At 49.0% G+C, this 12,648-nt stretch carries 9 protein-coding genes; 1 reads left to right on the forward strand and 8 read right to left on the reverse strand.

Features of this window, described 5'->3' with window-relative positions; genetic code table 11:
- Positions 1 to 136 precede the first annotated feature (136 nt).
- A complete protein-coding gene (locus EJL91_RS02950; protein ID WP_125140466.1) occupies positions 137 to 1,069 on the forward strand; it encodes a LysR family transcriptional regulator in 933 nt (310 codons plus the stop codon).
- A gap of 110 nt (positions 1,070 to 1,179) precedes the next feature.
- Here EJL91_RS02950 and EJL91_RS02955 read toward each other — a convergent pair whose 3' ends face one another.
- The 8 genes from EJL91_RS02955 to EJL91_RS02990 all read right to left on the reverse strand — a co-directional run bounded on the left by EJL91_RS02955 (position 1,180) and on the right by EJL91_RS02990 (position 12,560).
- Positions 1,180 to 2,901, reverse strand: coding sequence for a C40 family peptidase (locus EJL91_RS02955; RefSeq protein ID WP_125140467.1), 1,722 nt, complete (start codon positions 2,899 to 2,901; stop codon positions 1,180 to 1,182).
- 788 nt (positions 2,902 to 3,689) lie between these two features.
- Entirely contained in the window at positions 3,690 to 5,261 is a 1,572-nt protein-coding gene (locus EJL91_RS02960) for a C40 family peptidase (RefSeq protein ID WP_125140468.1), read from the reverse strand.
- 268 nt (positions 5,262 to 5,529) lie between these two features.
- The gene (locus tag EJL91_RS02965) at positions 5,530 to 6,327 is read right to left on the reverse strand and encodes an ABC transporter ATP-binding protein (RefSeq protein WP_125140469.1); all 798 of its coding nucleotides are present in this window, start codon (positions 6,325 to 6,327) and stop codon (positions 5,530 to 5,532) included.
- Positions 6,321 to 7,244: an ABC transporter permease gene (locus EJL91_RS02970; protein ID WP_125140470.1), complete on the reverse strand. Its 924-nt coding sequence runs from the start codon at positions 7,242 to 7,244 to the stop codon at positions 6,321 to 6,323. The genes EJL91_RS02965 and EJL91_RS02970 overlap by 7 nt, the downstream gene beginning before the upstream one ends.
- A 120-nt stretch (positions 7,245 to 7,364) precedes the next feature.
- The gene (locus EJL91_RS02975; RefSeq protein ID WP_206429446.1) at positions 7,365 to 8,393 is read right to left on the reverse strand and encodes an ABC transporter substrate-binding protein; all 1,029 of its coding nucleotides are present in this window, start codon (positions 8,391 to 8,393) and stop codon (positions 7,365 to 7,367) included.
- A 360-nt stretch (positions 8,394 to 8,753) separates the two neighbouring features.
- The gene (locus EJL91_RS02980) at positions 8,754 to 10,157 is read right to left on the reverse strand and encodes a sensor histidine kinase (protein WP_125140471.1); all 1,404 of its coding nucleotides are present in this window, start codon (positions 10,155 to 10,157) and stop codon (positions 8,754 to 8,756) included.
- Positions 10,158 to 10,182: 25 nt separating this feature from the next.
- Complete coding sequence (locus EJL91_RS02985) at positions 10,183 to 10,902, reverse strand: winged helix-turn-helix domain-containing protein (protein ID WP_125140472.1); 720 nt, start codon at positions 10,900 to 10,902, stop codon at positions 10,183 to 10,185.
- Entirely contained in the window at positions 10,899 to 12,560 is a 1,662-nt protein-coding gene (locus tag EJL91_RS02990; RefSeq protein ID WP_125140473.1) for a Na/Pi cotransporter family protein, read from the reverse strand. The genes EJL91_RS02985 and EJL91_RS02990 overlap by 4 nt, the downstream gene beginning before the upstream one ends.
- Positions 12,561 to 12,648 lie beyond the last annotated feature (88 nt).

Genomic DNA, 12,648 nt, shown 5'->3' on the forward strand with positions numbered 1-12,648 from the left:
TGGGTTTCCGCTTTTCTTTTCTCTGGTTTTATTATATAATACGTTCAAGCATAGCTCAAATATTATATTAACTATATACCCTATATTTTTTATACTATATGCCTTTTTACTTCTTATACTTCAGAAAGGAATAGATATGACTCAGCGTGAACTCATTTACATTAAAACGGCAGCCGAAGAGAAAAGTATTTCACTGGCCGCTAAAAAACTCTATATTGCACAGCCTTCCATGAGCCAGTTCATCAAGCGGATCGAGGACAATCTCGGAACCAGCCTGTTCAACAGAACACCGAACGGCCTGACGCTCACCTATGCCGGTGAAAAATATTATCAGATGGCTCTTCAGGTTCTCAAACTGTATGAAAATTTTGAAATGGAACTCAGCGCCGTTAACAACATGCAGGCAGGCCGGATTCATCTTGGCATCACAAGCCATCTCGGCACCGTCGTCCTTCCAAAAATTCTGCCCGGTTTCATGGAGCGGTACCCCTCGATTGAAATAACGGTGACCGAGGACACCTCCGACCGCCTGGAGGCACTTCTCGCCGCCGGACAGGTTGATTTTATCATTGCCCATGCCCCCAAGGAACCGGCCGCTCCCCTTCTGGAATATCAGTTTCTTTCCAGAGATTACTTTCTGATTGTGGCGGGCGGGAATTCTCATCTGCACGGGATGGCAGTACAGCCGGAACCCGGCAGTGAGGCTTCCTATCCGGTTTTAGACATCCGTCACCTCGCCGGGGAACCGTTTATTATGCTGCCGCCCTCCCAGAGAATCCGTCAGGTGAGCGATTCCCTTTTAAGGCAGGCCGGGATTACCCAGCCTGATATCAAACTGACCGTAAAGAATTTTTCCACGGCCCAGCTCCTGGCCGCTTCCGGTGCAGGCGTCACCTTTATTCCGCGCCAGTATTCGAAGCTGACTTCGATGGAGGCGGCGGGCTCCTGTTTTTCAATTCCTGCCGGCTATCATGCCTACTGGGATCTCTCTATTGGTACGTCGTCCGCCTCTTTCCTTTCCAGGGCGGACCTTGTCTTTATCGATTTAATGAAAGAGCTTTTTGGATGACATTTAACAGATAAGTATCATAAAAAGAGGTATCCGGTCTGATTTTTCGAAACTTCAGACCGGATACCTCTTTTTATTTTATTTCTTTAATTTATACTGATTCATACTGCTTAATCACCTAAGACATTGACAATCTTGGCAGGGGTACGGTAGTTCCATGTAGAAATCTTGATACCGTCCCTTGCATTGGACGCATGGCAGACCTGGCCATTGCCGATGTATAGGGCAACGTGGTTAATGGTTCCGCTGCTGTTCGTATAGAATATCAGGTCACCAGGCCTCATCTGTGAGGAATTGATGGATTTGCCGTAACCTGCCTGTGAACCGGAATGGTGCGGCAGACTTACGCCAAAGTGGGCCATAACCGACATCGTAAATCCTGAACAGTCGGCGCCGCGCGTCAGGCTCGTTCCTCCCCATACATACGGGTTGCCGAGGAATTGGGTTGCATAATTGGCAATCTGGGTTCTCTTCGAAGAACCGGCTGCATTTCCGGGCGTATTGCCTACGCCGCTTCCCTTGTTGCCGCTGCTGCCCTTATTGCCGCTGCTTCCGCCTTTGTTGCCGGAGGACTGCGGCGTCTCCTCAATCGGAGTAAACTTAATCGCCTCGTTGAGGGCATAACGTACGTCCACAAAGTCGGTTGCCACATAAGCGCTTGTGGAGTCCAGCTCAATCTCTACCCAGCCGTCCAGCTGCTTCAATACCGCGTAACGCTCACTGTTTGAAATCTGGGTCCAGATAGGCGACTCCGTACTCGGCTCCGTCCTTGCGTTCAGACGGTCTGTGGATACGATTGCCATCAGTTCCGCCACATTTAAAGCTTCCTGTTTTGCGGCATCTCCTGTTAGGATAAATTCAGACTTCACATAACCGGTGACAGGACCCGATTTGATCTTATACCACTCACCGTCATCCGTTTTTTCAAGGATTTCACCGGCCGACTTACTAGTCATCTTACCGATGATCTTTCCGTCTTCCTTCGGCTCCTCCCTGATGTTCAGGTAATTGTTAACGTTGGAAATACCCAGGTTATCATACAGATTCAGAACCATAGTCCTGAGATCCAGCTTTCTCGCCTCATTGAGCGCATACCGTTTGTCCACAAACTCGGAAGAAATATAGCCGTCGCTGATCTGAATCCAGCCTTCCTGCTCACCAAGAATGGAATATCTCTCGTTCTTTAAAATCTGCTCCACGATCTGGGCGTCGGGACCCGGCTCGCTGCGGACATTCAGCTTATCCGCGGTAATGACCGCCATCTCTTTTACCTGCTCAAACGCTTCCATCTTGGCTGCATCGCCCGTCAGAACAAATTCGGAACTGATATAGCCCGTCATGCCGCCGGAACTGATCTGGTACCAGCCTTCGGTCGAGTCGTCCAGAATCTCACAGGCGCTTCCTCCCATGAGCTTACCGATCACCTTGGCGTCTTTGCTGGCGCTCTCACGCATATTCAGATATCCCGATACCTGAACAAGTCCCAGATTGTTATAGGATTCCACAACGCTCTTCTTCTCGTTGTCTGCCTCCGCCTGGGCAAGCTCTTCCGCTGACAGGGTCGGCTCCGCATTAACCGGATCGGCGGTCTCCGCCTCATCCGTGAGTCCAGCCGGAGCGGCCTCCCCCGTCTCCGTCTCCTTTACGAGCCTCGCCTTACCCGGTCCTGCAAATGTACCGCCTCCGGCCAGCTTTACCGCCACCACTACCAGAAGAACCGCAATGATTCCACCGGCAGCGTACATAAAATATTTCATTGGATCTTTACCGTTTCGCTTGTTTCTGGCCTTATTCAGCCTGCTTTTATAATCATCCGATTTCTGCTCTGCCATTAATCTCTCTCCAAACCATTATAATTATTACGTTTTTGTTACAAAAGATACGATTCAGAAAGAATTATATCATATTTTGTCAGGAATTGCGACTATAAAAAACTTACAATTTCTAAAATAAGGGGGGAGGTGAAAAATTAGGACGCTGGGGGGATGGCTGGAGGGGAAATGGAGAGAGGGAGGTTATGAGTCTTCAGTCCCGGCGGAGAGTATCGATATAGGTGGGGGTTACGGAAGAAAGAAATCTCCTTCGGGGACCGCTCCCGCTGATGGAGTGCATAACGGTCACTAGGACGCCTGAGATACGCCGTCCAAGTGCCGATGGACTCCAACATCCCCTGCGGAGATTTTTTCTTCCTCCACCCTCACCGCGGAGGCTATGATGGGACTGAAGACGCGGAGGTTTTTGCCATTTCACGCCAGCCTGCCGCCGCTGATGGATCCTTATTTTTCAGGGGAATGGGGGGCTGTCGCGGCCGCTGCGGATTTTGCAGAGGCCACGAAGGTCTTTTATAAATCTAGTACTGCTGCACATTCTATAAGCGTAAAGTGAGTTCCCATAGGAAATTCCCCCTCCCGGATTCCTCTTGTGTTGCCCCAAATGGGACTTGATATATTACCGGCCACTTCACAGCCTGTCCGCTATTCTTAAAAGTTGGCGTCCTCACTTTTGGACTAAAAAAACAGGCCGGTATATCCGCATGTCTGCAGATACCCGTCCTGTTTTTGGTTTGTTTTTATTTTGTCTTTGTTTTGTTTTTTATTTTGTGTTTTATACTGTGATTTATTTAGTCTCCGAGCAGGTTGATGATTCTGTAGGGGTTACGGTAATTCCACGTCGAGATTTTGATACCGCTTCTGCGGCTGGCGGCGTGTACGATTTGGCCGTTTCCGATGTACATTGCAACGTGGTTGATGGTGCCTTTACTGTTGGTATAGAAAATCAGATCGCCCGGCTTCATGTCGCCGGATTTTATCTGTTTGCCCTGTCTTGCCTGGTCTCTGGATACACGGTTCAGCGAGATGCCGGCTACATGGCTGTATACGTATTTGACGAAACCGGAGCAGTCGGCGCCTGTGTGCGGATCGTTGCCGCCCCAGACGTATTTGCCTCCCACAAACTGAATTGCATAGTTTACTATCTTGTTTCTGAGGGAAACGTTCTCGTCAAGCGGTGTGAATTTGATTGCCTCGGGAAGCGCATAGCGCACGTCGACAAAGTCTGTCGATACGTAGGCTGAGGTGCTGTCCAGTTCGATTTCCACCCAGCCGTCCGTCTGTTTCAGAACGGCGTAGCGCTCGTTGTTGGAAATCTGGGTCCAGATCTGGGAATCCGTGGAAGGTTCCGTCCTGACGTTCAGACGGTCCGTTGAAACAATAGCCATCAGTTCGGCAACGTTCATCGCCTCGTCCTTTGCAGCCCCTCCCGTCAGGATATATTCTGCTTTAACATATCCGGTAACTGGACCGGAATGAATCTTGTACCACTGGCCGTCCTCCGTTGTCTCAAGGATTTCACCGGCCGACTTACTCGTCATCTTACCGATGATCTTTCCGTCTTCGCTTGGTTCCTCCCTGACGTTTAAATAATTGTCAACGCTGGAAATACCGATATTCTTATAGAGGTTTAAGACCATGGACTTCATGTCCAGTTTCCTGGCCTCGTTCAGTGCATATTTCTTTTCTGAATACTCGGAGGAAATATAGCCGGAAGGAATCTTATACCAGCCGTCGCCGTTGTCCTCTTCAATTATATACCGTTCATTCTTCAGAGCCTGTCCCACCGCGTCCGATTCTATGGAAGGTTCTTTTCTGATATTCAATGCATCCACTGTGATAATGGCTCTCGGCACAACGAGTTCCTCCGCCTTTGCCTTCGCTTCGTCACCGGTTAAGACAAATTCGGAACTGATGTAGCCTGTCAGGCCGCCGGAACTTATCTGGTACCAGCCCTCAGTCGAGTCGTCCAGAATCTCGCAGGCGCTGTCTCCCTGCAGTTTTCCAATGACATTGGCATCCGTGCTGGCGCTCTCACGCATATTCAGATACCCCGTTACCTGGACGATACCAAGTCTTGTGTAAGAGTCAATGACCGCCTTCTTTTCGTTTGCCTCCGCAGCCCTGGATGCTTCCTCCGGGCTTTCGGCAGACTCACTTGAAGAAACGTTCACATCCCCTGTTTTTCCCGGTTTTCCGCCCGCCTCTTTATTACGAAGTTTCATTCCGGCAAATACGGCGATTCCAATGACAACGGCAACTCCCGCTGCGATCAGAGCGTATTTTTTATAATCTCCCCGATTTCTCTTTTTCCTGGCTCTGTTCAGGGAAGCCAGGTAATCATTATCTTTTTGTTTGAACATGCGGTAATCTCTCCAATTTGTTTTTTATTAAAAACTGTATAATATTCTAAAATTTTCCTGCGATTGGCGCGTAATTCTTATTTTATCATAAATGAAGGTAAATGCCAATAAAGTTGGCTCCCTGTAAATGTAAATTTTCTTTTACAAATATTAACAAATTGTGAAGTTTTATCCATTTTCTCAAAAAAAACTTTCTGTTGCCCTATAAAAGCAAAAAAATACGGATACCGGAAAAAATAATTTTCCACCGGTATCCGCGTGATTTCTTCTATTTTGCCAGCATCATTCTGTCGTTTGCAAACTCTTCTCCGCTGGCCGTCTCAAATTTCTCAAGAAGGTCTTCGACTTCCAGGTTCTTCTTCTCTTCGCCTGCCACATCGTAAATGATTCTGCCTTCGTGCATCATAATCAGGCGGTTGCCGATCTGGATGGCGTCTTTCATGTTATGGGTGACCATGAGGGCGGTCAGGCTCTGTTCATTGACGATCTTCTCGGTCAGATCAAGCACCTTCCTGGCCGTCTTCGGATCGAGGGCCGCCGTATGTTCATCCAGCAGAAGAAGCTTCGGTTTCTGGAGCGTTGCCATCAAAAGGGTCAGCGCCTGCCTCTGTCCTCCGGAAAGAAGTCCCACTTTACTGGTCATCCTTGTCTGAAGTCCCAGATCGAGCTGGGCCAGGGCCTGCCTGTAGTAATCTTTTTCATTATTTTTAATTCCCCAGCTGAGGCCTCTTACTTTGCCTCTTCTGAGAGCCATGGCCAGATTTTCCTGAATCTCCATATTAGCCGCCGTGCCTCTCATCGGATCCTGGAAAACTCTTCCAATATATTTTGCCCTCTTATGTTCCGGCTGTCTTGAAATATTGATTCCATCGATGACAATCTTGCCGCTGTCTATAGGATATACGCCTGCCACCATATTCAGCATTGTAGATTTACCGGCCCCGTTTCCGCCGATGATTGTAACGAAATCCCCGGGATCCAGATGAAGATTGATGCCGTTCAGCGCTTTTTTTTCATTAATTGTGCCTTTGTTAAATGTTTTCTTTACATTCGTGATTGTTAACATTCTTCTTCATCTCCTTCCGAGTATTCTTTTCTCAGCCTGTACTTGGCAAGAACGACCGGGAAGCTGAGAGCCAGCGCAACAATAATTGCGGAGAGCAGCTTCATGTCATTGGCATCCAGGCCCATCCTGAGCACGAGGGCACGGATTACAAAATAAACGATGGAACCCACGACAACCGAGGTCAGTTTCCAATAGAAAGAAGTCAGGCGTCCCATCAGGACTTCACCGATTACAATCGATGCCAGGCCGATTACGATGGCGCCGGTTCCCAGGTTGATATCTCCGTATTTCTGGCTCTGGCATACGAGAGCACCGGAAAGACCGACAAGGCCGTTGCTCAGGGTAAGCGCCAGGAGTTTTGTCATCTTTGTGTTAACACCCAGGGCGCGGACCATATCTTCGTTGTTGCCTGTCGCACGCAGGGCACTGCCGATCTCGGTACCGAAGAACCAGTACAGGAACAGGATGATAATAATCGCCGCAATAATACCGATAATCATGGATGCCTGGGACTGGGTCAGTCCCGTCATCTTAACAAACTTGCTGATCAGTGTTTCCACTTTCAGAAGGGGAATGTTACTCTTCCCTCCCATCAGCCTTAAGTTGATGGACCACAGGGAAATCTGTGTCAGAATTCCTGCGAGGATAGCCGGAATCTCAAAGAAAGTGTGAAGAATGCCTGTCACGGCTCCGGCGGCCAGACCGGCCATAGCTGAAACCAGCAGTGCGACAACCGGATCAACCCGCTTGTTCACAACCAGCACAGCGCAGACACAGGCGCCCAGCGCAAAACTTCCGTCAACGGTCAAATCCGCAATGTCCATCAGACGGTACGTAATATAAACACCCAAAACCATGATCCCCCAGAGAACGCCCTGTGCCACGGCGCCCTGAAGGGAAGCTAACAAACCACTCATCTGCTATTTCCTCCAATAACTTTTCTAAAATACCTTTATCAGGTGTAGATACCGCATATCCCATATTAAGGGGACCGCTTACCAAAAAGCTGTCCCCTTGTAAACGATAACCTAAATTAATTATTTAATGTTGGATACATCGATGCCCAGTTCAGCAGCCGTATCCTCATTGACCTTCAGAGCACATTTGGAAGCATCCAGGTAGCCAATTGGCATTTCTTTGATGTCTGCGCCCTTTGTAAGGATTTCCACGGCCTGCTCGCCTGCCATGTAGCCCAACTGATAGTAATCAATACCGTATGTAGCAAGTCCGCCTGCGTCTACCATACCTTCCTCACCGCAGATTACCGGAATCTTGTTCTCTGTGGCAACCATGGATACGGTTGTCATACCGGCTGCGATCATGTTGTCGGTTGGTGCATAGATACAGTCAACATTGCCTACCATGGATTCTACTACGGTCTGGATCTCGTTGGAGCTGGAAACCGTATAATCTTTATATGCAATACCTGCCGATTCAAGCGCTTCTTTCGCCATATCGATCTGAAGCACGGAGTTGGACTCTGCGGAACAGTAAAGAAGTCCTACGCTCTTGACATCAGGCATAATCTTCTGCATTAAGTCCATCTGCTCTTTTACCGGTGTTAAGTCGGATGTTCCTGATACGTTGCAGTTCGGCTTTTCATTGCTTTCAACAAGACCGGATGCCGCCGGGTCCGTTACTGCGCTGCAGAGGATCGGGATGGTCTCCGTAACGCCTGCAACTGCCTGTGCCGCCGGTGTGGCAATAGCAAAAATCAGGTCGTTGCCGTTGTTGACAAGAGTCTCGGCAATAGTCTGGCATGCGGACTGATCGCCAGAAGCGTTCTGCTGATCAATATTACAGTCAAGGCCTGCGTCCTTAAGGGCTGCCACAAAACCTTCGTTCGTCTTATCGAGGGCTGCGTGCTGTGTCAGCTGGATGATGCCGATTTTATAAGTCTTTCCGCTGGCAGCCGCCTCTGTAGTAGCTTCGGCCGCTTCCGTGGATGCAGCTTCGCTCTCCGGAGCTTTCGTCGTCTCCGGCTCTGATTTGGAACCGCAGGCTGTCATTGATGCAGCCATCAGTCCTGCCATAACAAGCGCCATAATTTTCTTTGTTTTTTTCATAGTCTCTCCTCCTGTTATTTGTTGCAGCCCCATATTGCATATAGGCAAAAACCTTCTTACATGGACTGTAACGTATGATTCAATTTCTTATCCAGACTGGAATTAAAACTTATCATACTACACTTTTTGCCCGGAGTCAATTTCATTTGTTTAAATTCCTAAAAAATCAACGTATTAAAGTGCAAAAGGTGGGGATTGAGGAGGGAGAACGCCGCCGGGACGGCCGGGGGGGGCGTCCCGGCCACTACATTTCCCTGGCATTTGTCAAAAGAAACAAACAGCCCCTGATGATAACGGACAGCGACTGAGCCTTTTGCGGTCTTCAGTCCCGTCTGCCATCTTTCAGAGGCATCTTTCTTCTTACCGTGTGTCTTCCGCAATAGGGAGGCGTACGGTAAATGTACTTCCTTTTCCGATTTCCGATTCCACCCGGACCGTGCCGTGGTAGAAATTTACGACGTGCTTGACAATAGCAAGTCCCAGGCCGGTGCCGCCCTGTTTTCGGCTGCGTCCTTTATCTACACGGTAGAAGCGCTCGAATATGCGGTTCAGGCTTTCGCTGGGGATTCCTACGCCGCTGTCTTTTACGATCAAGACCATATCCGTATTTTCGCGGCGCACTTCGACCCAGACTTCACCGCCCGGATTGTTGTATTTCACCGCGTTTCCTATCAGATTCATGCAGAGTTCCGTCATCTGTCTCAGATCCGCCCTGATAGTGAAGGAATTGAGGCGCTTATGGATGAAAACATTGCGCTCCGCCGCCTGGGTGGCCAGCGAGGCGATTGCTTCTTCCAGAAGCTCCGCCGCCTGAATCTTTATAATGTCTGTTTTGGCCCCCCGCGACTCCAGCCTCGATATCATCAGGATGTCATCCACAAGACTCGCCATTCTCATGGCCTCTTTCTTGATGCGTTTCATGAAATCCTGGGTAGTCTCCTCGTTCAGGGACATACCGCTCTCCAGAAGTTCCACATAACCCCGGATCGACGTGATCGGCGTCTTCAGTTCATGGGAAGCATTGCTGAAAAATTCCTGGCGTATCTGTTTTTCCTGCTCCAGACGTTCCAGGTATTTCTTTACATTCTGTGACATCTTTGTCGTCGTGTCCGCAATTACATTGATTTCCTGATACGGGCATCTTTCAAAATGAAAATCCGCATAGTCGCCGTCCACCTTAAGCATCTCTTTTGAGATATCCTTCAGGGGTTTGGTGATGGACTGGGAAAACCGTTCCGCCTCCATGGTCGAGACAATGAATGCAATAGCAAAGCTGAGCAGCACGGCGGGCAGGAGCATCAGCAGGTATTCCTGCATTCCGGAATAGGGCGAAGCCAGGCGCAGTATGTATTCGCCGTCCGCCGACATTCTGGCCACATAGAGCATCTGGGCTCCGAGCGTTTCCGATTTTCTGATGGAATGGCCGCTTCCGTAACGGAGCGCCTCCTTCACTTCCTCGCGTTCCATGTGGTTTTCCATGGCCGCGGCATTGCTGATTTCGGTGTCTACCTCAACGCTGCCGTCCCGCTTTACAACGGTAAAACGGCTCTGGTTGGCATCGGCCACCGTTTTGAGCTTTTCCGTCTGCTTTGTCAGATCTTCGGAATAGTCAAAGAGATTATCCACCGTCTCCAGGGCGAACATCATATTGGAGCGCGTCTTTTTCAGGAGCACGCTGCTGGTTACCACATAAAAAATGAATGTGTTTAAAGCAAGAGCCACAAATAATAACTGGATGAATTTTATAAATATGGCTTTACGCATAATCCCTTTCCCTTCCTGTCCTGACCTATTCTTTTTCTTTCAGGAAACGGTATCCCACGCCTCTCACAGTCTTAATCTGCTGGCCGGCAGCCTTTAATTTCTGTCTCAGAGTTTTAATATGCATATCGAGCGTTCTCGTCTCACCATCGTAATCATATCCCCAGATATTGTCGAGAAGTTCATCCCGGGTCACTACGCGGTTCATATGTTCCATCAGATAGCTGAGCAGTTCAAATTCCTTTAATGTAAGTTCGGCCTTCTCTCCGCAGGCAACAACTTCCCTTGTCTCCTTATCGATCTTTACATCACCGGCCGCCATGCAGGCGCTCTCTTCCCGGAGCGAACCGGTACGTTTGAGCAGGTTTCTGACACGGGCGGACAGTTCCAGGATTCCGAACGGTTTTGTCATATAATCATCAGCCCCATTATCGAGCCCTGTTACAATGTCTGTCTCCCGGTCTTTTGCGGTCAGCATCAGAATCTGCGTGCCTTTAAGCGGCTCCATCTCCCTCACCTTTTTAATTGCCGCCATCCCGTCCATTCCCGGCAGCATCCAGTCGAAAACAAACATGGACGGCAGTTCCCGGTATGCTTCTTTCCCGCGCTTTATGATACTGCCCAGACGGTCCAGAGCTTCCTCCGCCGTCTCAAATCCCTCCGGGCGGTATCCAAAGTTCTTTAATGCAACACAGATCAGGTTCCTGATATTTTCATCGTCTTCCACTACATAGATTAAATGCATCATTGTATCTCTTCCTTTACATATCCTGCTACGTTCATCGCGTGATCGGCAATTCGTTCATAGTTGGCAATGGCATCGAGGAAAATGACTCCGCTCTCCACCGTACATTCGCTGTTTGACAGACGGTCCATATGGTTTTCGCGCAGCTCTTCCTCCAGGTTATCCACCGTCTCCTCCCACCTGGCGGTCTGGCGGATCTTCACCATCTCCTTCTCCTCCTTCGCCTCAATGGAGAACTCCACGGCTTTAATGGCCGCATCCGAGATTTCCCTTAACTCGTTCAGCCCCGTTTCTGTAAAAACGCAGTTGGTGTCCATTCTCTTTCTGGCCAGCTCGGCCAGGTTTTCCGAATGATCCCCGATCCGCTCCAGGTTTCCGATCGTATAGTACATATTTTTGACCAACAGATGCTGATCGTCATTCAGTGAAAGGTTGTTAATCTTCAGCAGGTATTCCGTCAGGATTTTCTCCATCCGGTCAATTGTCTCCTCATTTTCAAAAACTTCTTTGCAGAATGCCTCGTTCTTTTCCAGCAGGGCCGCTGTCGCTATTTTTACATTAGCTAACGCAATTCTGGCCATGTTGATAATCTCGTGGCCGGCATTTTCAATCGCAAAAGACGGGGATTCCAGGATTCTCTCATCCAGATGGCGGAGCATATCCGTCTCCACCGTGGAGGCTGCCTTTTCCGTGCCCTTATCTCTCACCAGAATGTCGGACGCCTTAACAAGCAGCCCGGCAAACGGGAAGAGAATAATTGTATTAGAAACGTTGAAAATCGTATGGAATACGGAGATACCGACACTGTCCGCCGGAGCCGCCGCAAATGCCGGGTTGGCAATAAATATAAAGAACAGGAGGAAACCGAAAATAACGGTTCCGAATACGTTGAACAGCAGATGAATCACAGCCGCCCTTTTTGCAGTGCGGCTGGTGCCGATGCATGATAAAAGCGCCGTCACACACGTTCCGATATTTTGGCCGAGCGTAATAAAAATGGCCGACTGCCAATTGACCATGCCGTTGATTGCAAGGGTCTGCAGAATTCCCACGGACGCTGAACTGCTCTGGATAATAGCCGTAACGGCAAGACCGGTCAGAATGCCGAGAAACGGATTTTTTCCAAGTACCCTGAATGCCTCCGAAAAGATTGGGGCATCCTTGTACGGTTTGATGGCTCCGGACATGAATGAAAGTCCGATAAAAAGGAGTGCAAAACCGATTAGGATTTCCGCTCCCTCTTTTTTCTTATGGTTTTTGGCAAAGAGTGTGATAAATGCGCCTATTCCAAAAAGAACCGGGGCGAAAAATTCCGGTTTTAACACCTCTCCCCATTCGCTCATCGAAACAATCCAGCTCGTTACCGTCGTACCGATATTGGCTCCCATGATGATTCCGGTCGCCTGGATCAGGTTGATAATCCCGGCATTGACGAAACCGACTACCATAACGGTGGTAGCGGAACTGCTCTGAATAATCGCGGTTACGCCGGCGCCCACCAGGACACCGAGAAGCCGGTTCGTTGTAAGAATTCCAAGCAGCTTCTGCAGCCTGTTCCCGGCAAATTTCTGAAGTCCGTCAGCCATGGCCCCCATACCGTAGAGGAACATGCCAAGACCCCCGACAAACTGAAAAATCATCCCTAAATCTGTGATTGACATACAATTTTCTCCCATCATATCATCTTTTATCTTAATTAGTATGTCATCACTATATCAAATCTATGTAAAGTCAAAATCATGTGAATGT

The organism is Clostridium transplantifaecale, assembly GCF_900626075.1.
GTDB classification, from domain to species: Bacteria; Bacillota; Clostridia; order Lachnospirales; family Lachnospiraceae; genus Otoolea; species Otoolea transplantifaecalis.

Excerpts from the sequence above, each read along its gene's own strand:
- EJL91_RS02980 (WP_125140471.1), bottom strand. The coding sequence starts at position 10,157 with ATGCGTAAAGCCATATTTATAAAATTCATCCAGTTATTATTTGTGGCT.
- EJL91_RS02960 (WP_125140468.1), bottom strand. The coding sequence starts at position 5,261 with ATGTTCAAACAAAAAGATAATGATTACCTGGCTTCCCTGAACAGAGCC.
- EJL91_RS02950 (WP_125140466.1), top strand. The coding sequence starts at position 137 with ATGACTCAGCGTGAACTCATTTACATTAAAACGGCAGCCGAAGAGAAA.
- EJL91_RS02955 (WP_125140467.1), bottom strand. The coding sequence starts at position 2,901 with ATGGCAGAGCAGAAATCGGATGATTATAAAAGCAGGCTGAATAAGGCC.
- EJL91_RS02975 (WP_206429446.1), bottom strand. The coding sequence starts at position 8,393 with ATGAAAAAAACAAAGAAAATTATGGCGCTTGTTATGGCAGGACTGATG.
- EJL91_RS02985 (WP_125140472.1), bottom strand. The coding sequence starts at position 10,902 with ATGATGCATTTAATCTATGTAGTGGAAGACGATGAAAATATCAGGAAC.
- EJL91_RS02970 (WP_125140470.1), bottom strand. The coding sequence starts at position 7,244 with ATGAGTGGTTTGTTAGCTTCCCTTCAGGGCGCCGTGGCACAGGGCGTT.
- EJL91_RS02965 (WP_125140469.1), bottom strand. The coding sequence starts at position 6,327 with ATGTTAACAATCACGAATGTAAAGAAAACATTTAACAAAGGCACAATT.
- EJL91_RS02990 (WP_125140473.1), bottom strand. The coding sequence starts at position 12,560 with ATGTCAATCACAGATTTAGGGATGATTTTTCAGTTTGTCGGGGGTCTT.